Genomic DNA, 25,402 nt, shown 5'->3' with positions numbered 1-25,402 from the left:
TAATGAAAATTAAGGAAGAGGAAAAGTTATTCAATAAAGGTTTTGTCACAATAACGATTATCAATTTTGTTGTATTTTTAGTATATTATTGTTTTGTCGTAATCACGGCGAAATACGCTACACAAAGTCTAGGTGCGTCAACTGCACAGGCGGGGTTTGCTGTTGGGATTTATATTATCGGCACCTTGCTTGCCCGTTTATATATTGGTAAAAAATTGGAATTATTCGGTCGACGAGCGGTGTTGCGTTATGGCGCACTATTTTATTTAATTACAACAGCTGCTTATCTGATTAGCAGCAACATCCTAATTTTGGATGGCGTTCGTTTTTTAAATGGTTTTGGCTATGGGGCGGTTTCCACAGCGGCAAATGCGATTGTTACAGCTTATATTCCAGAGTCAAAGTATGGAGAGGGAATCAATTATTACGGATTAAGTACCAGTTTAGCTGCTGCGATCGGTCCGTTTATCGGCTTGCTTCTATTACCCTTGGTTGGGTTTAAAGCAATTATTATTCTAGCGGTTGTGTTGGCATTTATCACATCAGTCGCCTGCTTCAAATTTAAGGTCAATAACATTGTCTTAACAGAGGAGCATCGAGCTAAAATCAATACCTTTAGTCTAGAAAGTTTTATTGAGTTTAAAGTTCTGTTTATTGCAGGAATTGCTTTTCTAATTGGAATTGCCTACTCAAGTGTGTTAGGGTTTCTTTCGATTTATGCTGATCAGTTACATTTAGTGACTGCAGGAGCTTTTTTCTTTGTTGTTTATGCATTAGTTGTTACGATTACCCGGCCGATGTCAGGAAAAATTTTTGATAAACATGGTGAAAATTCTGTCATGTATCCAAGCTTTATTTGCTTAACTATCGGGTTAATTTTGTTAGCTTTTACAGAGAATGCCGTTGTATTATTGGTTGCAGGAGCTTTTGTGGGCCTTGGTTATGGAACCTTTATGGCGAATGGTCAGGCAGTGACACTCAAACTAGTTGAAACAGCTCGCATCGGCGTTGCCTTATCAACATATTTCATTGGTCTAGATTTAGGACTAGGCGTTGGCCCTTATTTGTTAGGGGCAATCAAAGGAATTTTGGGAACTTATCAACATATCTATATCTTTTGTGCGGTGATTCCAATAGTGGTTGCTATTTTGTATATGATTTTCTATCGACCAAATAAATCGATTAATTCTAACATCTAGAAGCAATTAAAAAGCATAAGCGAGGCTAACTTTTCTTAGCAACGCTTATGCTTTTCATTTAGATACTTGTTAGTTTTTGGTTTATTAGCTCTTTTAAATTAAAGTTTTCATTGATTTTCGCATAATAATCAGCCTGCTTCAGAAGCTCAATCTGATCTTCAATATTTTCTTGGATCGTAGCTTTTTCAAAAAATAATTCTTCAAGACCAGTAGTCATATTTACTTCTAATAATGTCTGTATCCCTTCATCGCAAAGAGCATTAGCTTTTTCTTGATTTCCACGTTTCGCATAGAAACAAGCAGCTTGATAATAAGATGGACCTAATTGTAGTTGAGTATTCATTTTTTCCTCCAATTGTTCAGCACGATCAAAAAAGATTTGTGCGCGCTTTTTTTCTTCATTAACTTGATAGCATGTGGCTAATCCTTTAAGTACTAAAAGCTCGTAGCGTTTTTCATCGTGTAAAAAAGTATAGGCTCGTTGAAAATAATGTACGGCTTTTCGAGTATCATGATTGCCAAATAAGTTTGCGTATGCTCGGAAATACATCAGGTGACCGACGATTCTCGCATTAACATAAGTAATTTTTTTCACATAATTATCTAACAAAAATAAAACACTAGAAAACTCTTGACGTAAATGTAAGCAGCGAACGATGTTTAACAAAGAGACTTCATTTAAAAGCGTTGATTCTGGAAAAGCCTTTTGATAAGGAATTTCCAATGTCTTGCAAAGATCCAAAACAACTTCCAATATGCCCCAGTTTTTCTCTTCAATCAGTTCCAAGTCAGCTGTTGAACAAATAGCGGTAAAGTTGTCACGAGCCAAGCTCGCATGTTCACGCATTTGCTTAATGATAAACCCGTTAACTTTCATGAATGCCCTCCTGTGAATAACACTTACATATTAATTCTAAAGCTTTTATTAGAGAATCACAATAAAAATATTCAATAATCTTCGTTTTTTTAAATTATTTTACAACAATTTGATTAGAAAATTTATTTTATCTTTGTTATATCAGTTATTTAGGCAAAAATAGAACGTTGAAATATAAATAGAGTCTTGTATTGGAAATTCTAATAATTTGAATAGAGAAGAACAAGAATGACGCGCTTGCGTTTCAAGATAAATATGATAAACTATTAAAATACTATGATACGAAAGAGTGATTATGATGAGGGAAATGAATGTTGCAATAGTTGGTGCTACTGGCGCAGTAGGAACACAAATGATCAAATTATTAGAAAATAGTTCTTTACCCCTTGGTACAATAAAGTTTTTAGCTTCAAAGCGTTCTGCTGGAAAGCAACTTTCATTTAAAGGCGAAACTCAAACTATCGAAGAATTGGTACCAGATTCATTCGAAAATATAGATCTTGCTCTATTTTCAGCTGGAGGCAGTATATCTGCAAAATTTGCACCAGAAGCGGTTAAGCGCGGGGCGGTTGTAGTAGACAACACAAGTCATTATAGAATGGATCCAGAGGTTCCCTTAGTTGTTCCAGAAGTGAATCCTTCTGCGTTGCGTGATCATAAGGGGATTATTGCCAATCCTAATTGTTCAACCATCCAAATGATGGTGGCTTTAGAGCCCATCCGCCAGGCTTATGGATTAAAACGTATCATCGTTTCAACTTATCAAGCGGTATCTGGTGCTGGAAATCAAGCAATGGAAGAATTAAAGCAGCAAACACAGGACTTCTTAGACGAGAAACCCGTCGAAGAATGGAAAGCAGACATCTTACCCTGCGGGGGGGATAAAAAGCATTATCCGCTAGCATTTAACGCACTGCCTCAGATTGATGTATTTACCGATGCCGGCTATACAAATGAAGAGTGGAAAATGATTAACGAAACAAAAAAAATTATGGAAGATGACTCGATTAAAGTATCTGCAACTTGTGTTCGTATTCCAGTTATGAGTGGACATTCTGAGTCTGTTTATATCGAAACGGAAAAAACGGCGACAGTAGCAGAAATTCAAGAGTTGATTGCTAAAGCACCTGGTGCAGTATTGGAGGATGATCCGAGTCAGCAAATTTATCCACAAGCATTAAACAGTGTGGGCAAAAAAGAAACTTTTGTGGGTCGAATTCGTAAAGATCCAGACGAGGAAAAAGGAATCCACCTTTGGGTTGTTTCAGATAACTTATTAAAGGGTGCGGCATGGAACTCCCTTCAAATTGCTGAAACAATGTATGAAATGAACCTATTCGAATAGAATCAAAGAAGTGTGAATCTTTCACGCTTCTTTTTTTCTGATGAATTGTAATATATTTTGAGAAAAAGAAATGCAAAAAATAAGTCAGATAGTGAGAGGAGTCTCTGGACGTTAAGTAAGTTTCTATTAAAGGAAGGGACGATTCATTTTCCATCAATGGTTTTTCAGAAAAAATCATGTATAATAGCTATTGAGTATAGGCACAGACCGTACTGATTACGGGGTCTGAGTAAGCTGAAACGATAGATAAATAAACTAGAGAGGTGGATTTTTTGAGTACAGTCAAAATAATTCCCTTCAGTGGAGTACGTGAAAATGGTAAAAACATGTACGCAGTTGAAGTGGATAATGATATTTTTGTCCTAGATTGTGGACTAAAATATCCAGAAAATGAGTTATTAGGAATTGATGTTGTGATTCCTGATTTTACCTATTTAATTGAAAATGCAGATCGTGTAGCGGGGGTCTTTTTGACACATGGTCACGCGGATGCCATCGGTGCGTTGCCTTATTTAGTTTCTGAAGTGGCAGTGCCTGTCTTTGGAACAGAATTAACGATTGAACTGGCAAAATTGAATGTGAGTCAAAATGAAGAGAGTAAAGGTTTTAAAGACTTTCATGTAATTGATGAACACACAGAGATTGATTTTGGTACGGCAGTTATTAGTTTCTTCCGGACGACACATACAATTCCAGATTCTGTGGGGATTAGTTTAAAAACCGATGAAGGCAATGTTGTTTATACAGGTGATTTTAAATTTGATCCTACTGCGATTCCAATGTATGCGACGAATTATCGTCGTTTGGCTGAAATTGGTTCAGAGGGTGTACTAGCATTATTAAGTTCTTCTTCAAATGCAGAAAATGCGATTCAAGTAGCTTCTGAACGCGAGATCGCCAGTGAAGTCTATGATGTGATTAATGAATGGAATGGTCGAATCATTGTGGCTTGTGTAGCCAGCAATTTACAGCGTGTTCAGCAAATCCTGAATGCGGCAGAAAAAGCCGGACGAAAAGTGGTGCTAACTGGACAAGACCTAGATCGTATCATTAAAACGGCGATGCGCTTGAAAAAGTTGGAAGTGCCTGAAGACATTCTAGTAACGATTAAGGAAATGAAAAAATATCCAGCTGAAGAATTAATTATTCTAGAAACAGGTCGTATGGGCGAACCGATTAAGTCATTACAAAAGATGGCCAATCGTTCTCATCGAAATCTGAAAATTGAAGATGGGGATTTAGTCTATATTACTACTACACCAACCATCGCGATGGAAACAACGGTTGCGAAAACTGAAGACATGATTTATCGTGCTGGCGGGATCGTAAAGAGTATTTCTGAGAATTTACGTGTTTCAGGACATGCTAATCCTCGTGACTTGCAGATGATGATGAATTTCATGTCTCCAAAATATTTTATCCCAGTACAAGGGGAATATCGTCAATTGGCGGCACATGCCAGCTTAGCCAATGAGTTAGGCATGCCATTCAAAGATATTTTTATAACTGGACGCGGAGATGTGTTGGAATATAAAAATAAACATATGAGTGCAGCCGGCAGTGTACCTGCGGACAATATCATGATCGATGGTATTGGTGTTGGCGATATCGGCAATATTGTTTTACGAGACCGCAAAGTTTTGTCGGATGATGGTATTTTTGTGGTTGTTGTAACGATTGATCGTAAGCAGAAAAAAATTGTTTCTGCTCCACAGATTACTTCTCGCGGATTTGTTTATATTAAAGCGAGTCGTGATTTGATCAAAGAGAGTGCTGATACAACGAGTGAGATCGTAGAGAAGCATTTGCATTCTGATGATTTCGAATGGAGCAAATTAAAGCAAGACATTCGTGATCAGCTAAGCCGCTATTTATTCGAGCAAACAAAACGCCGTCCTGTTATTTTGCCAGTTATTATGGAAGCAAATCAACGACGTGGACGTCGTAATAAGTAAAAAAGAAACTTCTCCTGTAGTCATTTTCTATCGGAGAAGTTTTTTTGACCTTTCTGCTCTGTTTTTTTTGAAAAAAGGAGTATCATTATAAAAGAAGTAAATGTAGAGAGGGCTGGTCATATGTTGGAAAAACCATTAAAGTGTCCAAATTGCGGCACACATTTTTTTGTTGATGAGGTACTAAATGTTCAGCAACATCCAAAAGAAGCAATGCCGGTTGAATGTCCGAATTGTCATCATGTATATGAAACAAGGATTACAAATGGATATTTCATGACCTTTGAAGATCGTGAAGACGGAAAATACGATAAAAAGACGGGAGAGTAATCTCTCGTTTTTTGTTTTGGTTTGCTTTTTTTGAGGAGTATCCTTTAGAATAGCTATGGTTCATTTTTGTAGCGAAAGGAAGTTTATGAATGAAAACGTATCAAGATGATCCTGTGGTTCAAAAGAATCGGTGGTGGATTTTAGTTTCTGTTGCGATGTTTACCTTTATGTCTACTTTAGATTCAAGTATTGTAAATATTGCATTACCCACTATTTCAAAAGACTTAGTAGTTCCTATGAATAAGGCTGAGTGGGTCGTATCAATTTATTTAATGATCGTTTGTGCATGCTTGCTGCTTTTTGGAAAAGTAGGAGATAGCTTCGGTAAGATTAAAGTGTATCGAATCGGTACGATCGTATTTACTTTAGGTTCCCTTTTGTGTGGGTTTAATCATTCGTTAACAATGCTTCTTTTTGGGCGAGTCATTCAAGGTATTGGTGCTAGTATGACAATGGCTACTAATACAGGGATTACAACAGAAGTTTTTCCGATGGAGGAACGAGGACGAGCGCTTGGGGCAATTGGTGCTTTTGTGTCCTTAGGGTCAATCGCAGGTCCTGGCATTGGCGGTTTGATTCTTGCGCATTTTTCTTGGTCATACATTTTTTGGATCAATGTGCCAGTAGGGATTTTGACAATTTTGATTGGAGAGAAATTTTTACCTAAGGATCTCACGATGTCTAAAAAGAAAATTGATTGGCTTGGTTTTGCAACCTTTGCACTCACTATTATGAGCTTTTTTGGTGCTGTTTTTATTGGGCAAGAAGTTGGTTATATTCATACGTTGCCAGTTCTTTTACTTGTTGCTGCAATCATCTTTTTCATCCTGTTTATCCAAGTAGAAAAACGCAAAGAAAATCCACTGTTGGTTTTTAGCATTCTAAAAAATAAAATGTTTACGATGAGTTTGATTACAGCTCTTTTGATTTTTTCAGCGAACTTTTTTGTCAATGTAGTCATGCCATTCTATTTACAGAATGCTAGAGGATTAACAGCCAGCTATGCTGGATTGTTGATGATGGTGTTTCCTTTTTTGATGGTCATCGGATCGCCTTTAAGCGGCTATTTGACTGATAAAATTGGTCCGCAAAAATTAGTATTGATCGGCTTGACGCTATTATCAATCACTCAGCTACTTTATGTCTTTATGAGTCAGTCGAGTCCTATTTGGTATTACGTATTAGCGACAGCCATTATGGGAATGGGAAATGCTCTATTTCAGTCGCCCAATAACACGATTGTCATGAGTAGTGTAGAAAAAGAAAATTTAGGTGTGGCCGGAAGTATGAACTCCTTTGCGCGAAATCTAGGAATGGTTATTGGGATCGCTTTATCAACGACGATTCTATATGGTGGGATGAGTACAGCCTATGGCCAACGGGTAACGACATATGTCAATGACCGCCCGGATATTTTTATCTATGGGATGAGAGTGACTTTTATAGCCTCGTTAGTAATTTGTGCTTTCGCCTTGATGATATCTCTTGTACGTTTTAGGAAAAAACCGTTAACTTAATTTATCTATTAACACAAAAGAAGTTGATTGTTACTTGAATGGTAACGGTTGACTTCTTTTTTTATAAGTACTCTGTTATACTAGTTTTGCTAAGCTGTACTAATATGATGGATAAATGCTATAACGGGAGGAAATTATGGCGACAAAACATGATTTGATTTTAGAACACATCGAAAACTTGCCCGTGGGTGAGCGTATCTCTGTTCGCAGTATTGCAAAAAATCTGCGTGTCAGTGAAGGGACTGCCTACCGTGCGATTAAGGATGCAGAAAATATTGGTTTAGTTTCAACGATTCAACGTGTAGGAACGATTAGAATTGAACGCAAATTAAAGAAAAATATTGAACGACTAACCTTCGGTGAAGTTGTTCGTATTATCGAGGGTGATGTTCTAGGCGGTTCGAATGGATTGGATAAAGACTTAAATAAATTTGTTATTGGTGCTATGACTGAAGAAGCTATGCGCCGATATATCACACCGGGATCGTTATTAATCATTGGAAACCGCGAAGGCGCACAGAAACTTGCTTTGCAAGATGGGGCAGCTGTCTTGATTACTGGTGGATTTGACACCACCCCTGAAATCGCAAGATTAGCAGATGATCTAGCGCTACCCGTTTTAAGTACAACGTATGATTCGTTTACAGTAGCAACTATGATAAATCGCGCATTGAGCGATCAATTGATTAAAAAAGATATCATGCAGGTCAGTGATATTTACATGCCTCTGGAAAAAACAGTGTATTTACAAGCTGGCGATACCATCCTAACGTATCACCGTCTGTCTGAAAAAACTGGGCATTCCCGTTTTCCTGTTGTAAATAAAAGCATGCGTGTATTGGGAGTTGTAACTGCGAAGGACGTTTTAGGGAAGGCTGAAAATCAAGTGATTGATCGTGTAATGACACGCGATCCTAATGTTGTAAAGCAAAGTATGAGTGTGGCTTCAGTAAGTCATCAGATGATTTGGGATGGACTTGAGATGATGCCTGTGGTGAAGGATGATCTTTCACTTGTAGGAATGGTTAGTCGCCAAGATGTTATGAAAGCAATGCAGCTTGTTCAACGCCAACCCCAAATGTCTAACACAATTTCCGATCAAATTGTAGGAGATATCATAACTGTTGATACAGATCGTGATGATAATTTGTTAGAAAATCCATATTTTAAATTTGAAGTTACCCCACAGATGGTTAATAGTGTTGGAACAATCTCATTTGGCGTACTAAGCGAGATTGTAGCGAATGTAGCGCAGCGGAGCATTTTAATGGATCAACGTCGGAATACACTAATTGAACAAATGAATTTACATTATTTACGTTTGATTCAATTAGAAAGTGAAATTGAGATCCATTCAAAAACATTAGAATTGGGACGTCGATCTGCGAAAGTGGATTTAGAAGTATATATTGATAATGTGATCGTTGCTAAAGCGATCGTGGTTTGCCAAGTGATGGAGCGTTCTTAGAAAGAGGAAGTAGCATGACAATTACAAAAAAAATTTTACAGATGATTAAGCAGTACGATCGGATCATTGTCCATCGTCATATGCGCCCTGATCCGGATGCTTTGGGCTCACAATGCGGGCTTGCTGAAATCCTGAGGACAAACTTTCCAGATAAGGAAGTTTATCAAGTTGGCGGGCCTGTAGAAGGTTTAGCGTTCTTAGCAGAAATGGACGAGATTACTGACCAACTATATGAAGGTTCGTTGGTAATTGTGACGGATACAGCGAATGCACCTCGAATCAGTGATGAACGTTATGCATTAGGAGATAAATTAATAAAAATCGATCACCATCCCAATGACGATCCTTATGGTGATTTGCTTTGGGTTAATACACAGGCAAGTAGCTGCAGTGAGATTATTGCTGATTTTGCATTTGCTGAAAAATTAGCAATAACAGAAAATGCCGCCCGTTTATTATATGCAGGAATTGTTGGAGATACGGGACGTTTCTTATATCCCGCAACTACTTCACATACGTTACTGGTAGCAGCTAAACTATTGGATTATGGTTTTGATGCGACCAAATTAAATCGAGAGATTGATCAAATTTCGTTGGATGTTGCGAAGCTCTCAGGGTACCTGTACCAGAACTTACAGATTGATAACAATGGTGCTGGATATGTATTTTTGGATCAAGGAATCTTAAAAAAATATGGGATCAAGGACTCTGACACTGCATCTCTGGTTCCATTGCCAGGAACAATAGACGTTGTATTGGCTTGGGCAGTTTTTGTAGAGCAGCCGGAAGGATATTATCGCGTTCGATTGCGCTCCAAGGGACCGGTCATCAATAATTTGGCCAAAAGATATCATGGTGGCGGTCACCCATTAGCTAGTGGAGCAAATGCTAAAGACCAAGCAATGTGTCAAGAAATATACCATGAAATCCAAATTTTGTGCGAAAATTATCGAAAAAAATAAATAATTCGAAAAAAATTCGAAAAAAAGTATTGACAAAACCTTCATTGGTCTATACTATTTAAATTGTTAACAAATACTGTTTCATGTGACTAGATCATACTAGGCATGGAAAGAATCGCAAGGAGACTCCTTGTGTTTCTTTCCATGCCTTTTTATTTGGCCAATGTCTAGTCAAAACAGTGAATTTATTCTGCAGAATGAGGAAAACAAATGAAAATCAAAAAAATATTGAATCAAAATGCAGTATTGGTAGATGATCAAGGAGAAGAGAAGATTGCTATCGGCAAGGGTGTCGGGTTCAATAAGCAAAGAAATGATTTGCTTTTTTCTCGTGATATTGAGCGTTTATTTGTGATGGAACCAGAAGGACAGCAAAAGCTACAGACCTTATTAAATCAAATAAACGAATCTTATTTTTTTGCTGCTGAAGCAATCATTGATCATGCTGAAACGGTTCTTATGGAGAAACTGAATGAACATATTTTTATTTCATTGACAGATCACATTGCCTTTGCGGCTCAAAATATTGAAAACGGAATCGTTATTCGAAACAAGCTTTTAAGTGAGATCGAGATTCTGTATGGTGAAGAATTTGGAATTGCACAATGGGCAGTGGACTATTTGAATCGAACATTAGAAATACCTTATGGGTATGACGAAGCTGGTTATATCGCAATCCATATTCACAGCGCTCGAACGGGAAAAAATAATAATCATGACAGCATAAGAGAAGTAACGATTATTTCGGATGTGATTCATTTAATTGAACAAGAATTAGAGATAAATATCCGTTCCCAAGAAATGGCATTGGATTACTCGCGTTTGGCGAATCATCTACGTTTATTATTGCAGCGGTATCAGAACCAGCGTTATGCCGTTTTAGATCAGGACATTATCGAAATGGTAAGAAACAAGTATCCTGATAGCTATCAAATTGCTAAAAAGATTCGAGTCTTTTTGATGAAGCATTACCAATTAGCAATCACCACAGAAGAATTAGGTTATGTAGCCATTCATGTTGAACGATTGCGGAAAATAAAAGAATACAAAGGAGAAGAGTAAAAATATGAAAGCATATATGCAACGCATGGGTCGTTCGTTGATGTTGCCAGTAGCAACATTGCCGGTGGCAGCTCTATTTATGGGAATCGGTTATTGGATTGATCCTAGCGGCTGGGGTGGCAACAACTTGTTAGCAGCCTTCTTGATTAAGGCTGGAGGAACGATATTAGACAATTTAGGCGTACTTTTTGCTGTTGGGTTGGCATTAGGAATGTCGAAGGATAAGGATGGAGCAGCAGCTTTGTCTGGTTTGGTTGCATTTTTGACCCCTATGACCTTAGTTAATAGTGATGCAGTAGCTATGTTCACTAAAGTTGCTGTAGAAGATGTGAACATTGCCTTTGCAGCAATCAATTTCAAAAATGTTTTCGTTGGGATTTTAGCTGGATTAGTTGCAGCTGCTATGTACAACCGCTTTAGTGGTGTCAAACTTCCTATGGCGCTTTCTTTTTTCAGTGGGAAACGTTTAGTACCTATTGTTACAGCTGGATTAATGGCAGCAATTTCGGCCGCTTTAATTTTTGTTTGGCCGCCAGTTTATAACGGATTAGTAAGCTTTGGAGAACTGATTTCAGGAATGGGACCTATAGGGGCTGGTTTGTATGGTTTATTCAACCGCTTGCTTATTCCAACAGGATTACATCACGCGTTAAATAATGTATTCTGGTTCAACTTAGCAGGAATTGATGATATTGGAAAGTTCTGGGCGAGCGAAGGCGTTCGAGGGATAACAGGACGTTATCAAGCTGGATTCTTCCCAGTAATGATGTTTGGTTTGCCGGCAGGAGCCTTGGCAATTTATCAATGTGCAAAACCTGAAAAGAAAAAAGTCACTGCTTCATTAATGGTTGCAGCAGCATTTGCTTCATTTTTCACAGGGGTAACTGAACCACTTGAATTCTCCTTTATGTTTGTGGCGTGGCCGCTTTATGTTGTTCATGCTTGCTTAACAGGGATTTCTATGTTTATAGCAGCAACGTTCAAATGGACAGCTGGGTTTAACTTTAGTGCTGGTTTTATTGATTTCTTCTTAAGTTTGCGTGTCCCCATCGCAAATCAACCATTCATGTTGATTCTGTTGGGATTAGTGATGGCGGTTGTCTATTATGTGACATTCCGGTTTGTCATTGTTAAATTCAATCTAATGACGCCTGGACGAGAAGAAGATGATGGCGAAGAAATGCCTGATATTGACATGATTGGTGATAACAAACATGTGGTTATGGCTCAGAAAATTTATGAAGGGCTAGGAGGAGCAGCTAATGTTTTATCAATCGACAATTGTACGACTAGATTGCGCCTTCAGCTTAAAGATACTGGCGTAGTAAATCAAAGCCAAATCAAAGCTACTGGTGTCCCAGGCTTGAAAGTGATTGATGATAAAAACATTCAAGTGATTGTTGGTACTGAAGTACAGTTCGTAGCTGACGAAATGAATCGACTTCACAGCGGTGGGGGAACAGCTCATGCGGCCACTGAACAAGCCATTGTTAAAGAAGAAGCGCCAAAAACTCAAGAAATGTTTGCAGTAGCGAATGGTCGATTGGTTCCAATTACTGAAGTTTCAGATGATGTTTTTTCAGAAAAAATGATGGGTGATGGTTATGCAGTATTACCTACCTCTGGTGAGATTTTCTCTCCAGTAGCTGGGACTATCTCGAATGTTTTTCCTACAAAACATGCGGTTGGAATTACAACGGCTTCAGGTGTGGAAGTTCTTTTACACATGGGATTAGATACTGTTGATCTTGGTGGAAAACCTTTCGAACTTTATGTTCAAGCTGGTCAGCATGTCGGACGAGGACAGATGATTGCGAAAGTTGATTTGGAAGCAGTAAAAAAAGCAGGCAAGAAAACAGATATCATCGTTGCTCTGACTAATATGGATAAAGTGAAGAGCTCTGACCTAACAGGTACAAAAGAGGTTCAGGTCAACGAAGTGATTGGTGAATTGACAAGTTTATAAAAAAAGAAAAATTCGCACTTATTGTATAAGTGTGAATTTTTTTGTATAGAAAGGCTTTTCAAGTCATTCCGTTTCGGCTAAACTAAGTGTTTAGAAAACTATTATTATTGGAGGAAAATTATGCCAAATTGTCCAATGTGTCAATCAGAATATACTTATGAGGATCGTGGCTTATTTGTTTGTCCTGAATGTGGTCACGAGTGGTCCGGTAACGAAGAAGTTGAAGAGGGATTGGTCGTCAAAGATAGCAATGGCAACCAGCTTCAAGAGGGTGACAGTGTTACAGTAATTAAAGATTTAAAAGTTAAGGGTGCTTCTGGTGCCATCAAACAAGGAACAAAAGTAAAAAACATTCGCCTAGTTGAAGGAGATCACAACATTGATTGCAAGGTTGATGGTTTCGGACCGATGAAATTAAAATCAGAATTTGTTAAGAAGTTATAAGCTAGAGAGATTCTTAGAGTTGTTTTCATAAAAAATTCACGCTTTTCATGCTAAACTATGAGTAGGAAACTGCTTTTTTGCAGTAAAATTATCTTTGATTAGAGGAGAATGTATATGTATGGGTATGGAACATTTTATAATTTTCTAGATCCCACGTTTTTATTAGTGATTGCTGGACTGGTCATCTCGGGACTTGCTTCTGCTTATGTTAATTCGACCTTTCGAAAATATGATGAATTCCGCAGCAGCAAAGGTGTTACTGGGACTCAAGCGGCTGAATATATTTTGCGTAGTCAAGGGATCAATGATGTAGGTGTTCAACAAATTGCTGGAGATTTAACAGATAACTACAATAGCGGGAATAAAATGCTGAGCTTATCGGAGTCAACCGCACAATCAACCTCAGTGGCAGCTATTGGTGTAGCAGCTCATGAATGTGGACATGCGGTACAAGATGCTAAAAATTATATTCCATTAAAAATGCGAGCAGCGATCGTACCAATAGCGAATATTGGATCGACACTTTCATTTCCATTGATTATGCTAGGGGTCTTCATGAGTTGGAACCAAACACTGATCAATATTGGTATTTTGGCCTTTTCATTGGCCTTGATTTTTCAACTAGTTACTTTACCGGTAGAGTTTGATGCTTCGAGACGTGCATTGAACATCTTGCGTGATGGAAACATGTTAGCTGAAGATGAATTAGCAGCAGCTCGAAAAGTTCTGTTTGCCGCAGCGTTGACTTATGTAGCTGCAGCGTTAGCGACATTTTTGCAATTGCTACGATTGATTTTATTATTCGGTAATCGAAGTCGTGATTAAGAACTGACGTAATGTCGGTTCTTTTTTTGTACAAAATTTGGATACGGCATTGAACTCTTTTTTAAGTTAATTTCCCCATTATAAGATTGCGCTTTCATTTGTTTGAGTTTCTTATTATTGATAATTTTAAGTGTGTGGTATGATGGAATAAAGGATGACTAATGTGCTTTGTCGTAGTGATAAATAAACTAAATGCATTTAGTAATCTTGAGAGTGACAGACATAGCGTATTCACTTTTTCTATGGGAAAGAATAACGACATTAATAAGAATAGGAGCTGATACCATGAAAAAATCAACTAAGATCAAAATCGGAGTAGGTGTTATTGTTGCGGCTAGTACTGCGACAGCTGTTATTGCTTCTGGAAAACTAATTGAAAAAGCTCGTCACATGTCAAATCGATGCAAAGTAAAACGTTTTGTTAGTGATAAGTTTGACGGTAGTGAAACATTATTGGCAATCGTTGACAAACTATCGGATGAAGATTTAGATAACATCATGAGTATTTTAGACAAGATCAAAAGCGGAAAAAAGCGAGTATCGGTCTATGGTGATTCCATCAAAGATACGACCGAGGATTTAAAAGACCGATTGATGGATTTTGTGGACAAAGTAATGTAATGGATGTGCCAGTAATGGCGCATCTTTTTTTGTTTAAGGAGTTGTGCTAAAGTAAATTGATTAATTGATAGAGGTAAAAGAGTGAGGGATGAAATGGAAAGACAGAGCCAGTTGACAGAAGAAGAAAAAGTTTTTTTTATGCAGGAAGCAATTGCTGAAGCGAAAAAGGCAGAAGCGATCGCAGAGGTTCCTATTGGTGCCGTTGTAGTTTACCATGGTGAAATTATTGGACGGGGACATAATCTACGAGAACATAGTCAAGATGCCACAAGTCATGCAGAAATGTTTGCTATTCGTGAGGCGTGTAGTCATTTAGACAGTTGGCGATTGGAGGAATGTCAATTATTTGTTACATTAGAACCTTGTCCAATGTGTAGTGGAGGCATGATTTTGTCTCGAGTAGAGGAAGTTTATTTTGGTGCTTATGATCCTAAAGGTGGAACGGCAGGAACGTTGATGAATTTATTAACGGATGAGCGCTTTAATCATCGAGCGTATGTTGAAGGTGGTATCTTGAAAGAAGAATGCGGGATGTTATTAACGAAATTTTTTCGAGAGATTCGGGAGAAGAAAAAAAAGACTAGCCAAAATGACTAGAGTTTGTTATACTATTTTTTGCCGAAAGGCAGGACAATGCCGGGCCTGTGAATTGTGTCAGGTCTGGAAGGAAGCAGCACTAAGTAGGATCCGGCATGTGTCTGATAATATGATTTTTTACAGCAAGCGATGAGCTTGCTTTTTTTTGTGTAATTTTAGAGTTGAATAAGACTTTTGTTATTGGTTTCTATTGATGATCGAATCGTCTGAAATAATTGAAGCTCTTTCAAAAGAAGCGTACACTGAGGTTATGAATTTTGGAGGTGCAAGGATGAAAGAGAAACAAGCGTTTCACATTAATGGATATTTAGGTTTAGTTGGTTTAGTTATAATTTTAGGAATAGGTTTTTGGGCAATTCTTGCCGGCAATGATTCGAATAGTTTAGGATTCATTTTTCTAGGAATTATTTTATGGATTATCGCTGCTCTATTTTTAAGTTCTTTAACTATTGTGGGGCCAAATAAAGCAAAAGCTGTTTTGTTTTTTGGAAAATATCTTGGAACGATCAAAGAAAACGGCTTATTTATTACGACGCCGTTGACAAGAAAAATCCCTGTTTCACTGAAGGTTAGGAATTTCAATAGTTCGCTTTTGAAAGTGAATGATTCAGATGGAAATCCTGTAGAAATTTCAGCAGTCGTCGTGTTTCGAGTAGTAGATACCGCTAAGGCATTATTTGATGTTGATTATTATTTGGATTTTGTAGAGATTCAAAGTGAGACCGCGATCCGACACATTGCTACTCAATATCCTTATGATACCTTTAATGAAGACGATTTAACTTTACGAGGAAATACAACTGAAGTTTCTGAAGAACTGGCTAAAGAATTACAGGAGCGTTTAGCGATGGCTGGAGTCGAGGTAATCGAAACGCGGTTGAATCACTTAGCATATGCGACAGAAATAGCTAATGCGATGCTGCAGCGTCAACAAGCAAAAGCCATATTGTCTGCACGTCAAACGATTGTAGAAGGCGCAGTGACAATGACACAAATGGCTCTTGAACAGATTGAGAATGGTCAAGAAATTCATTTTACTGATGATCGAAAGGTTCAACTTATTAACAACTTGCTTGTTTCAATCATCACTGACAAAGGAACACAACCGGTTATAAATACAGGAGATTTGTCTGAAAAATAGGAGGCTCGGCGATGAAGAAACTTTATATTAAACAAAAGGTTTTTAGTATTGGTGAAAAATTTACAGTGATGGATGAAGATCAACAACCACGTTATTTTGTTAAAGGTAGTTTTATGAAAATCCCAAAAACATTTCATATTGAAGATGAACACGGGAATGAAGTTAGCCGAATCACGAAAAAAGTCATTAGTTTGTTACCTAAGTTCTATGTTGAGATGAATGGGAAAGAGGCTATTGAAATTTCAAAACACTTGAGTTTTTTGAAGGCGAAATATTCGATTTCTGCTGAAGATTTAAGTGTCGAAGGAAACTGGTGGGACATGGATTTTGAGGTCTCGCAAAAAGGGAAAAAAGTGGCTGAAATCAATAAGCGTTGGATTTCTTGGGGAGATACGTATGAGATTACGATTTTTAATGAAGACTTTGAAGAGTTGGTTATCTCACTTGTGATCGCGATTGATTGTGTGAAGGAAGATGAAGCATCAGCGTCCTCGTCAACAAACTAAAAAACACCGTTATCGAAAAAACGCGATAACGGTGTTTTTGCAATTAGAACAGTGTAATTTCTTGTAAAACTGGATTTTCTATTGCGAGTAATTGTTCTTTAATTGTCAATCCCTTTTCAGTGGATCCAGAGTAACCTACGAGTTTTCCATTTTTTCCAATCACTCGATGACAAGGGATGATAATGGGTAAGGGATTATTTCGATTCGCTTGGCCGATAGCACGTACAGCTTTTGGTCGTCGGATTGATTCAGCGATGTCCAGATAACTACAAGTCTCGCCGTAAGGGATAGTCATTAAAGTAGACCAAACTTCCTTTTGAAAGTCGGTTCCTAATTCAAAAGTATAGGGAACATCAAATGATTTTCGTTTTCCAGATAGAAATTCCAAGAGTTGTTTTTTTGTAGATTGTAAAATTTCTTGATTAGCCAAGGGGGTTTCATCAATTGCTGTATAGGAAACGTGAGTTAAAGCAGTTTGATTCGCGTTTAGCCACAACGTACCAAGGCTTGATTCAAATTTCATATTTTCACCTGCTTTTTAGCGAACGAGTTCGTTCGACCTTAATAAGCTATATGTTACTATAGATGGAACAAGAAGAGTTGAAAAGAGGTAGAATAATGGAAAAAATTATTCTTTTGCATACGAATGATCTTCATTCCCATTTGGAAAATTGGCCAAAGGTTCGCCGTTTTTTGTTGAACCGAAAGCAAGAAGAAAGTCCTGAGAAAAAGGTTATTACGATTGATCTTGGTGATTTCGTTGATCGCTGGCATCCACTGACAGAGGCAACTAATGGGCAGGCGAATGTTCAGTTGATGAATCAAATTCATTACGATGCAGCCACGATTGGAAACAATGAAGGAGTCGGGAATTCTAAGGACGAGCTGAATCATTTATATGATCGAGCAAATTTTGACATTGTATTAGACAATCTTTTTGATAAGCAAACATTGCAACCTCCAGAATGGTCGCAACAATCGAAAATAATCACAACAGATCAAGGAACTAAAGTAGGATTGCTCGCGTTTACAGCGCCTTTTCCATTAACCTATAGCCCAAACGGGTGGGATATTCGTCAAGTGATGGATATTCTACCAGATCTTGTGGAAGAACTACGCCCAAAAGTTGATGTCTTAGTACTAATGAGTCATCTTGGAATTAGTGTTGATCGTCAAATCGCACGAGAGTTGCCAATGATTGATGTGATTTTAGGTTCTCACACGCACCATTTATTTGAAACCGGCGAAAAAATAGGCAAAGTACAGTTAGCGGCTGCAGGAAAATACGGCTATTATGTTGGTGAGGTTCAAGTGTTTGTGAATAGGAACCATCGTATTTCAGATACAACAGCACACACTTTTCCAACTGAAAAAATGCTGGAGTTACCAGAAGATCAAAAGGAAATAAGGGACTATCTACAAACAGGGCATCGACTGCTGGCGGATAAAAAAGTAGCGAATCTGCCTTTTACGCTGAGTGTTGATCTTCAGGCTGAAAATCCTATGATTAACTACACACTTAAAGCGGTTAAGGAAGCAGCTAACACTGAAGCAGCTGTTTTAAACTCTGGACTGTTTTTAACCGATATACCAGCAGGAATTATTAATCAAGATCAGCTTCATACCGCGTTGCCGCATCCCATGCATTTGATAAAAGTAACATTAGATGGTGCCAATCTGATTCGTTTGATTTTGGAAATGGAAAAGAATCGACATTTTTTAATCAATTTTCCTGTGATGGGGATGGGGTTTCGTGGCAAAATTTTCGGGCACTTAGTTTATGATGGGATTGAGTACGACCGAGTCAATCATCAAGTTCGATGGCTTGGTGAACCAGTCGATCCAGAAACAGAATACACAATTGCTACGGTGGATCATTTTATGTTTGTACCATTCTTTCCTACGATTGAGATTGCTGGACGGTATGAGTTTTTATTCCCTAAGTTTATCCGAAGTGTTTTAGGTGACTATCTGCACACTCACTATCCAATCAATTAAAAACAAGGTATAATAACAATCAGGTGGTGAAACGATGGCAAAAGAAAAAAGAGACAAACAAAAAAAGGGAACTACACCAGAAAAAACTGTTACTGAAGAATTGACTGAGGTATTAGATGAAATCGTTGAGACCCCCGCTGAAGAAAAGAAAAAAGGTGAAACCGTCGTCTTTGTCGATGAGAGTAATCTTTTGATTGGTGAACGCCAATACCGCTTAGTTAGAAATTATCGTGAGGGTTTTGATGCCGAACGTTTAGGTGAACGCTTTAGTGAGGTCTTGACACGTTATGATTATATCGTTGGTGATTGGGGGTATGATCAATTGCGGCTGAAAGGTTTTTTCCGCGAAGATGATCGAAAGAGTTTACCCGAACAGCGAATAGATACATTAGAAGATTATTTATATGAGTACTGTAACTTTGGCTGTGCTTATTTTGTGTTGGAACGAACAGGTGGGAAACGTCAACAAAATCGTAAAAAACGCAAACGTAAACGTAAGGACAAGTCACAGGCATTTATTGAGGAAAAAAAAGTTCCTTTGACGGATAAATCTAAGAAAAAACCAATTATCAAAAACCGTCAGCCTAAAAAGGAAACACCTACAAAAACAAAAGAAAAGGACGAACGCTTTGTGATTCGTCAAAGAGAAGAGTAATAAGATGTACAAAGGATACTTAATTGATTTAGATGGAACGATTTATCGTGGAAGCGAACCAATTCCAGCAGGGCGCCGTTTTGTTGAGCAATTGCAGAAGCGCCAGGTTCCGTTTTTATTTTTGACTAACAATACTACAAAAACTCCAGAAACAGTAGCGAACCGTTTAGCAAAGGAGTTTTCAATTCATGTCGCACCAGAGACTGTTTATACCGCAACTTTGGCTACAATTGATTACATGAATGATGCGGCCAAAGGCAAAAAAGTCTATGTTATTGGTGAGCCAGGACTAATTGATCCAATTTTGTCTGCTGGTTATATTTGGGATGAAGAAACACCAGATTATGTAGTTGTCGGCTTGGATACAGAGGTTACTTATGAGAAATTTGTTACAGCTACGCTGGCAATTCAAAACGGAGCAACCTTTATTGGAACGAATCCAGATAAAAATATCCCTACTGAGCGGGGGTTGTTACCTGGTGCGGGATCAGTGATTGCAATGATAGAGGCTTCAACGCAACAGAAAGCAATTTATATTGGGAAACCTGAGTCAATAATTATGGATAAAGCGGTAGAAATTTTAGCTATGGACAAAAAAGAAGTCCTAATGGTTGGGGACAATTATACAACAGATATATTGGCGGGGATTAATAACAACATTGACACGCTTTTAGTATTATCGGGATTTACTCAAAAGGCAGATGTATCGTCGCTTCCTGTACCGCCTACTTATCTTGTAGACTCATTAGATGAATGGAATTTCGATGAAAAGTAAATGGTTAGAACGTGGAGGTTTTATCTGTTTCGTTGTCGCCCTACTTACACTAGCAATTACATTGACCATCAATGCGCGTTGGCTCTATCGATTTGATGTAGCCTACTTAAATCTACTGGATTACACAAGTCTTTCAAATAAAGAATTAATGCATAATTTTGATCAGTTAATGGGATATTTGAATTTTCCTTGGATAGAAACGCTGGAAATGACAAATTTTCCAGTTTCAGCGAGTGGAGCATTCCATTTTTATGAAGTGAAAAAATTATTTCTTTTGAACTATGTCTTGCTAGTAATAACGATTGTACCAAGCATTTTTTATTTACGTCATTTAGTTAAGCAACGTCGATTGTGGACGATGATTCAACCTTTTCGTATAGCTGTAGCTGTTCCAATCGTTCTCGTATTTTTAATGGCAGTAAATTTTGATCGTTTTTTTGTGCTGTTTCACGGTATTTTTTTCAATAATGACGCATGGATATTTAATCCAGCGACTGATCCAATCATCAATGTTTTACCGGAAACATTTTTTTTACATTGTTTTATTTTATTCTTTGTTTTACTAGAAATTTTTTATTTCTTACCAATCTATTTTGGAAAAAGAGCATTAAAAAAAGAGCGTTAAGCTCTTTTTTTAATGCTCTTATTTGACGATAGAATCAAGTTTACGAGGATGCTCGTGAGCCAAACGACTGGCAGCAGATGCTGCGATCGCTCCTACCAAATCGTCTAGAAATGTGTGGACATGAACACCATCATGTTCGTTCAGTTTTTTTAATATTCCAGGTTTTACTTTGTCGATATAGCCATAATTTGTGAAGCCGATTGAACCATAAACATTCACGATAGAAAGTGCCATAATTTCATCGATTCCATAGAGCCCTTCGTCTTCCTCCAAAATATTTTGCAATGGATAGTCTAATTTTTTCTGTTCAGCCAATTTATCTAGCTCAATCCCAGTGATAATTGCATTATGAACTTCACGTTTAGTCAACACACGGTTTACACTGTGGATACATAATTCGATATCCAGCTTGTCAATATAATCTTTTTGTAAAAAGAAAACTAATTCGGCAATATCTTTGATGGTAACACCGCGTTCTTCTAAAAGTTCACGGGCCTTTTGTTCAAGAGCCGTTGTTTCAAATACCATATCTTACCTCCGTTAATATTAAATTTGTGGAAATAGGCTAGTGCTGTGTCCTGGTTGAGTACGATTTTTAGGATTTATATAATGTAGAGCATTATTGACTGCTGTGGGTGCTTCCCCCATACCAGTGGCAATCAATTTTACCTTGCCATCGTATGTTGCGATGTCTCCGCAAGCATAAATTCCGGGAATTGAAGTACGCATATCTGATTCAACGAGGATAGCCTGTCGTGTACTCTCTAATCCCCAAGAGCGCAAGTGATCTAATGAAGAAGAAAAACCGTAATTGACAATTAAATAGTCCACATTTAATGTAATTGTCTCATCACTTTTTGTCTTTTGTAAAGTCAGATCTTCTAAATTTTGTTCCCCATGCAGCTCTTTTAATATATAAGGAGTATAAATGTTTACTGATGAATCTTTTAATTTTTGCACGCTGTGTTCATGCCCACGAAAATTATCACGTCGATGAATAATGGATACTTCAGAGGCAATTGGTTCCAACATCAATGCCCAATCAATTGCAGAGTCTCCACCACCAGCAATAGCGACTTTTTTACCTGCGTATTTCATCAGATCATTTATGTAATAGTCTATTCCGTGATTTTCCAACGAGTCAGCATTGTCAATCATTAATCGCCTAGGTTGGAATGAGCCATTTCCGATAGCAAGTACAACCGCTTTTGTGTAGTGACTATCCTTAGTTGTTACAAGTTCAAGGAAATCTTCGTGTTGTTTTACTTCTAAAACTTCTTCATCTAAGCAATAGGTGTGTGAAAAAGTCCGTAATTGCTTTTCCAAGTTGCCAATCAGATCTGCGGCTTTTACAATTGGAAATCCAGGAATGTCATAAATATTTTTCTCAGGATAAAGAGTCGTCAATTGTCCACCTAGTTGTGGTAAACTATCAATCAACTTTGTCTTCGCTTGACGAATGCCTGCGTAAAATGCCGCGAACATGCCTACAGGCCCCGCTCCAACGATAGTTATATCAAAAATTTCCATAAGAACACCCTTTCTTCTCATCGATTGTATCAAATAAATGAGAGAGAAAGAAATCCTTAGTTTGAAGAGGTGGCAAAATAAGAAAAGTTTGTTATGATGGACTCAGAAAAATAAAGGAGGATTTTGAAGTGACTCAATTTCCACAGTTAAATTTAACCGAAGAAAAAGGACCTAAAGCAACAATCAAAACAAATATGGGAGATATTAAAGTACAATTATTTCCTGAAGAAGCGCCCAAAACAGTTAAAAATTTTGTTGAATTAGCAAAGAAGGGCTATTACAATGGTGTAATTTTTCACCGTGTTATTCCTGATTTTATGATTCAAGGAGGAGATCCCACCGGTACTGGTATGGGTGGTGAGAGTATCTACGGTGAAAAATTTGAAGATGAATTTTCGCGTAATCTCTTTAATCTTCGTGGAGCATTATCAATGGCGAATGCTGGCCCAAATTCTAACGGAAGTCAATTCTTTATCGTAAATAATCAGAATGTTCCTGCGAACATGATGGCACAATTGGAAGAAGCAGGTTTCCCTGGCGAAATTATCGAAACTTACAAACAGGGTGGAACTCCTTGGTTAGACTTCCGTCATACTGTTTTTGGACATGTAACGGAAGGAATGGATGTTGTGGACAACATCGCATCAGCTAAACGTGGCGCTCAAGACAAACCTGTCCATGATATTGTCATTGAAACAATTGAAATTTCAGAATAAAAAAACGGCCATCGGCCGTTTTTTCTATTTAAGAGCAGAAGCAATTCTTTTCAAGCCCTCTTCAAGTATAACTTTTGGACAAGCAACATTTAAACGCATATGTTGTTTACCCTGAGGGCCATAACTAACCCCCGTATTTAGGACAACCTTTCCTTTATGAACCAATCGTTCCTCAAGTATTTCATCAGAAAATCCATATGCTGAAAAGTCTAGCCATAATAAATAAGTTCCCTCAGGTTTCATAATTCTAGTTTTGGGTAAATGGTTTTGAAAAAAAGTCATTGTGAAGTCTATGTTTGATTGAATATAAGATAGTAACTCAGTTAACCATTCTTCTCCAGTTTGATAGGCTGCCTGCATTCCAACGAGTCCGAATGTGTTAATTTCTTGTTGAAAGTTTTGCTCCTGCTTGCGAATTAATTGTGCCCGTAATTGCTCGTTTTTTACAAAGGCCAGCGAGTTTTTAATTCCTGCTAGATTAAATGTTTTAGTCATAGAGGTAAATTGTATACTAAAATCACTAAAGGAATCATCAGCGTTAAAAAAGGAGATCATTTCATTTGGAGAAAAAACCAAATCTTGATGAATCTCATCGCTAAACACTAGGACACCATATTTCCTACAAAGATCTCCAAGCTGTTTCAATTCTTCTTTTCGCCAAACACGACCGCCAGGATTATGTGGGTTACATAAGACCATGGCTTTTACTTTATAATGTTTGAATTTTTCTTCAATATCTCTAAAATCCATAATAAAATGTCCGTCTTTTTCAATTAATTGACTGCGGACTAATTTTCGTTGATTGGTTTTGATGATATTTGCGAAAGGAGGGTAAACGGGATCATGAATCAAGACCGCATCATTTGGTTTAGTAAAAGCTTGGACCGCTGTCGCTATCCCGGCTAATACCCCTGGAAAGAAAAGAATATCTTTCTTGTTTAAAATGAGATGATGGTGTTTGGCTTCCCAATCAATAATAGCTGTGTAAAGATTCTCTGGAATATCTGCATAACCCAGTATTCCATGTTTAAGTAAATTTTGATAAGCGCGTAATACTCCAGCGGGCGCTTTGAAATCCATATCTGCGATCCACAATGGCAACAGCTCTTTTTCTTCATACATGTTAAGAATAGTGTCCCATTTCACGCTGTCGGAACCAAGACGGTCAATTGGTTGATCGAAATTTGTCATACTTCTTCCTCCTACATCCTAACTTCAATTTTATTTATAAATACAGTATAATGAAACATGCGAAAAGAGGGAAATGAATGGAATATAAAATTGGGGACATTATTGAAGGTCAAGTAACTGGAATTCAACCTTACGGGGCATTTATTTCATTAGATGATCATACACAAGGATTAGTCCATATATCAGAGGTGCAGGCTGGATATACTAAAAATATCCATAACTTTTTAGAAATTGGTCAAGTAGTAAAAGTTCAAATTATTGATATAGATGAATATACCAAAAAAATTAGTTTATCTTTGAGGACATTGACAGAACATCCTGCAGAATCACCCTATCATCGGAAACGTTACTTTACGAATCGAAATAAAAACATCGGCTTTCGTTCATTAGAAAAGAGTATGCCAAAATGGACTAATGAAGCAATAGATTTTCTTTTGAAAGAACACGCTGAAAATTAGCCGTAGTTTTACGCAAAAAATATCTTTTTTTCAGAAAACGTGATACAATAAGAACGATTTACGATTAGCTTTTGCAGAGGTGAAAATTGTGACAAAACAAGTATCTGGAACAATCATGTTGCACTTAGAAGATGGATCGAAACGTTTTTTAGTTCACGAAATAGGAAAAGATAAAGAATTTGCCCGCACTGATACTAAAGCCGAAAATACCGTTTTAGCTAGTTTTTTGAATTTTTTAAAAGCAACATTACATATCAATGTTAACGATATTCGTTTGGTAGAGTTAACAAATACACAATCACATGGAGACAATTTACCACTGTATGTCTTTGAAATGGCTAGTGAAGTGGCTACAGAGTTGCCTGATGGATTTGCTTGGGAAAGCCCAGAAAGCGTAAGGAAAATCCTTGGAACGATTGAAATAGAAGGTGTACCATTATTTGAATAGTTATAAAAAAAGAGCTTATGAAAATAAGTTTCTTTTTTTTTGAAAAAATAGTTGACCGATGGTTGATTAAGTGGTAAATTAATAAACGTTGCTGATACAGTGAAAGACGAACGATGACTCATTGAAATAAAAAAACTTCAAAAAAGTTATTGACATCCACTTAGCAACCTGTTAAGATATAAAAGTTGCTGAAA

Annotated in this window: 27 protein-coding genes and 1 other RNA gene; 23 read left to right on the top strand and 5 right to left on the bottom strand. The window is 37.5% G+C overall.

The genetic code is table 11. The features are described 5' to 3' along the window. The first annotated feature begins 2 nt into the window (after nt 1–2). Complete coding sequence (locus RV13_RS10680) at nt 3–1,199, top strand: MFS transporter (protein WP_010746832.1); 1,197 nt, start codon at nt 3–5, stop codon at nt 1,197–1,199. Between the two features lie 58 nt (nt 1,200–1,257). On the opposite strand, the gene RV13_RS10675 is transcribed toward RV13_RS10680, so the two are convergent. Beyond that, nucleotides 1,258–2,076 (bottom strand): hypothetical protein, encoded by an 819-nt coding sequence (locus tag RV13_RS10675; protein ID WP_010746831.1) that lies wholly within the window; start codon nt 2,074–2,076, stop codon nt 1,258–1,260. A 295-nt stretch (nt 2,077–2,371) separates the two neighbouring features. Here RV13_RS10675 and RV13_RS10670 point away from each other — a divergent pair, with 295 nt between their 5' ends. The 15 genes from RV13_RS10670 (at nt 2,372) to RV13_RS10600 (ending at nt 16,812) form a co-directional block, all read left to right on the top strand. Next, a complete protein-coding gene (locus RV13_RS10670; RefSeq protein ID WP_010746830.1) occupies nt 2,372–3,421 on the top strand; it encodes an aspartate-semialdehyde dehydrogenase in 1,050 nt (349 codons plus the stop codon). A gap of 272 nt (nt 3,422–3,693) precedes the next feature. Next, the gene (locus RV13_RS10665; protein ID WP_010746829.1) at nt 3,694–5,376 is read left to right on the top strand and encodes a ribonuclease J; all 1,683 of its coding nucleotides are present in this window, start codon (nt 3,694–3,696) and stop codon (nt 5,374–5,376) included. A gap of 120 nt (nt 5,377–5,496) precedes the next feature. Beyond that, nucleotides 5,497–5,703, top strand: coding sequence for an MJ0042-type zinc finger domain-containing protein (locus RV13_RS10660; protein ID WP_010746828.1), 207 nt, complete (start codon nt 5,497–5,499; stop codon nt 5,701–5,703). Nucleotides 5,704–5,792: 89 nt separating this feature from the next. Further along, on the top strand, nt 5,793–7,220 hold the full coding sequence (locus RV13_RS10655; protein ID WP_010746827.1) for an MFS transporter: 1,428 nt from the start codon (nt 5,793–5,795) through the stop codon (nt 7,218–7,220). Nucleotides 7,221–7,356: 136 nt separating this feature from the next. Further along, on the top strand, nt 7,357–8,688 hold the full coding sequence (locus RV13_RS10650; protein ID WP_010746826.1) for a DRTGG domain-containing protein: 1,332 nt from the start codon (nt 7,357–7,359) through the stop codon (nt 8,686–8,688). 14 nt (nt 8,689–8,702) lie between these two features. Then, complete coding sequence (locus tag RV13_RS10645; protein WP_010746825.1) at nt 8,703–9,650, top strand: DHH family phosphoesterase; 948 nt, start codon at nt 8,703–8,705, stop codon at nt 9,648–9,650. A gap of 210 nt (nt 9,651–9,860) precedes the next feature. Next, the gene (locus tag RV13_RS10640) at nt 9,861–10,712 is read left to right on the top strand and encodes a PRD domain-containing protein (RefSeq protein ID WP_010746824.1); all 852 of its coding nucleotides are present in this window, start codon (nt 9,861–9,863) and stop codon (nt 10,710–10,712) included. A 4-nt stretch (nt 10,713–10,716) separates the two neighbouring features. Beyond that, entirely contained in the window at nt 10,717–12,678 is a 1,962-nt protein-coding gene (gene nagE / locus RV13_RS10635; RefSeq protein WP_010746823.1) for an N-acetylglucosamine-specific PTS transporter subunit IIBC, read from the top strand. Nucleotides 12,679–12,798: 120 nt separating this feature from the next. Continuing rightward, the gene (locus tag RV13_RS10630; protein ID WP_010746822.1) at nt 12,799–13,122 is read left to right on the top strand and encodes a zinc ribbon domain-containing protein YjdM; all 324 of its coding nucleotides are present in this window, start codon (nt 12,799–12,801) and stop codon (nt 13,120–13,122) included. 114 nt (nt 13,123–13,236) lie between these two features. Then, a complete protein-coding gene (locus RV13_RS10625; RefSeq protein WP_010746821.1) occupies nt 13,237–13,947 on the top strand; it encodes a zinc metallopeptidase in 711 nt (236 codons plus the stop codon). A gap of 285 nt (nt 13,948–14,232) precedes the next feature. Next, complete coding sequence (locus RV13_RS10620) at nt 14,233–14,568, top strand: hypothetical protein (protein ID WP_010746820.1); 336 nt, start codon at nt 14,233–14,235, stop codon at nt 14,566–14,568. Between the two features lie 93 nt (nt 14,569–14,661). Then, nucleotides 14,662–15,165, top strand: a complete 504-nt coding sequence (gene tadA / locus RV13_RS10615) for a tRNA adenosine(34) deaminase TadA (protein ID WP_010746819.1) — start codon at nt 14,662–14,664, stop codon at nt 15,163–15,165. A 26-nt stretch (nt 15,166–15,191) separates the two neighbouring features. Then, nucleotides 15,192–15,275: signal recognition particle sRNA small type (gene ffs / locus RV13_RS10610), an RNA gene on the top strand. A gap of 161 nt (nt 15,276–15,436) precedes the next feature. Beyond that, nucleotides 15,437–16,306 carry an SPFH domain-containing protein gene (locus tag RV13_RS10605; RefSeq protein WP_010746818.1) on the top strand — a complete coding sequence of 290 codons (870 nt, stop codon included), beginning with the start codon at nt 15,437–15,439 and terminating at the stop codon, nt 16,304–16,306. A gap of 11 nt (nt 16,307–16,317) precedes the next feature. Next, complete coding sequence (locus tag RV13_RS10600) at nt 16,318–16,812, top strand: LURP-one-related/scramblase family protein (protein ID WP_010746817.1); 495 nt, start codon at nt 16,318–16,320, stop codon at nt 16,810–16,812. Nucleotides 16,813–16,855: 43 nt separating this feature from the next. Here the strand turns inward: RV13_RS10600 and RV13_RS10595 are convergent, their stop codons facing one another. Next, a complete protein-coding gene (locus RV13_RS10595; RefSeq protein ID WP_010746816.1) occupies nt 16,856–17,335 on the bottom strand; it encodes a methylated-DNA--[protein]-cysteine S-methyltransferase in 480 nt (159 codons plus the stop codon). Between the two features lie 95 nt (nt 17,336–17,430). Between RV13_RS10595 and RV13_RS10590 the strand changes: the two genes are divergently transcribed. The 4 genes from RV13_RS10590 to RV13_RS10575 are packed head-to-tail and all read left to right on the top strand — an operon-like array spanning nt 17,431 to nt 20,865. Continuing rightward, on the top strand, nt 17,431–18,810 hold the full coding sequence (locus RV13_RS10590; protein WP_010746815.1) for a bifunctional metallophosphatase/5'-nucleotidase: 1,380 nt from the start codon (nt 17,431–17,433) through the stop codon (nt 18,808–18,810). 34 nt (nt 18,811–18,844) lie between these two features. After that, nucleotides 18,845–19,465, top strand: coding sequence for a YutD family protein (locus tag RV13_RS10585; RefSeq protein WP_010746814.1), 621 nt, complete (start codon nt 18,845–18,847; stop codon nt 19,463–19,465). 4 nt (nt 19,466–19,469) lie between these two features. Then, nucleotides 19,470–20,240, top strand: a complete 771-nt coding sequence (locus RV13_RS10580; protein ID WP_010746813.1) for a TIGR01457 family HAD-type hydrolase — start codon at nt 19,470–19,472, stop codon at nt 20,238–20,240. Then, complete coding sequence (locus RV13_RS10575) at nt 20,230–20,865, top strand: TIGR01906 family membrane protein (protein ID WP_010746812.1); 636 nt, start codon at nt 20,230–20,232, stop codon at nt 20,863–20,865. Before RV13_RS10580 ends, RV13_RS10575 begins: the two co-directional genes overlap by 11 nt. Before the next feature lie 18 nt (nt 20,866–20,883). On the opposite strand, the gene RV13_RS10570 is transcribed toward RV13_RS10575, so the two are convergent. Together RV13_RS10570 and RV13_RS10565 are read right to left on the bottom strand one after the other, a co-directional pair. Further along, on the bottom strand, nt 20,884–21,393 hold the full coding sequence (locus RV13_RS10570) for a phosphatidylglycerophosphatase A family protein (RefSeq protein WP_010746811.1): 510 nt from the start codon (nt 21,391–21,393) through the stop codon (nt 20,884–20,886). Nucleotides 21,394–21,411: 18 nt separating this feature from the next. Then, nucleotides 21,412–22,395 carry an NAD(P)/FAD-dependent oxidoreductase gene (locus tag RV13_RS10565; protein WP_010746810.1) on the bottom strand — a complete coding sequence of 328 codons (984 nt, stop codon included), beginning with the start codon at nt 22,393–22,395 and terminating at the stop codon, nt 21,412–21,414. A gap of 128 nt (nt 22,396–22,523) precedes the next feature. Here RV13_RS10565 and RV13_RS10560 point away from each other — a divergent pair, with 128 nt between their 5' ends. Next, nucleotides 22,524–23,111 (top strand): peptidylprolyl isomerase, encoded by a 588-nt coding sequence (locus RV13_RS10560; RefSeq protein WP_010746809.1) that lies wholly within the window; start codon nt 22,524–22,526, stop codon nt 23,109–23,111. Between the two features lie 24 nt (nt 23,112–23,135). Here RV13_RS10560 and RV13_RS10555 read toward each other — a convergent pair whose 3' ends face one another. Then, nucleotides 23,136–24,302 carry a MalY/PatB family protein gene (locus RV13_RS10555; protein WP_010746808.1) on the bottom strand — a complete coding sequence of 389 codons (1,167 nt, stop codon included), beginning with the start codon at nt 24,300–24,302 and terminating at the stop codon, nt 23,136–23,138. A gap of 77 nt (nt 24,303–24,379) precedes the next feature. Between RV13_RS10555 and RV13_RS10550 the strand changes: the two genes are divergently transcribed. Both RV13_RS10550 and RV13_RS10545 read left to right on the top strand, forming a co-directional pair. Next, on the top strand, nt 24,380–24,760 hold the full coding sequence (locus RV13_RS10550; RefSeq protein ID WP_010746807.1) for a CvfD/Ygs/GSP13 family RNA-binding post-transcriptional regulator: 381 nt from the start codon (nt 24,380–24,382) through the stop codon (nt 24,758–24,760). 85 nt (nt 24,761–24,845) lie between these two features. Further along, nucleotides 24,846–25,208, top strand: coding sequence for a hypothetical protein (locus tag RV13_RS10545; protein WP_028020625.1), 363 nt, complete (start codon nt 24,846–24,848; stop codon nt 25,206–25,208). Nucleotides 25,209–25,402 lie beyond the last annotated feature (194 nt).

Origin of the sequence: Enterococcus raffinosus (genome assembly GCF_001886185.1) — a bacterium.
Taxonomy (GTDB): Bacteria; Bacillota; Bacilli; order Lactobacillales; family Enterococcaceae; genus Enterococcus_A; species Enterococcus_A raffinosus.
This window is presented reverse-complemented; position numbering and strand designations above follow the sequence as displayed.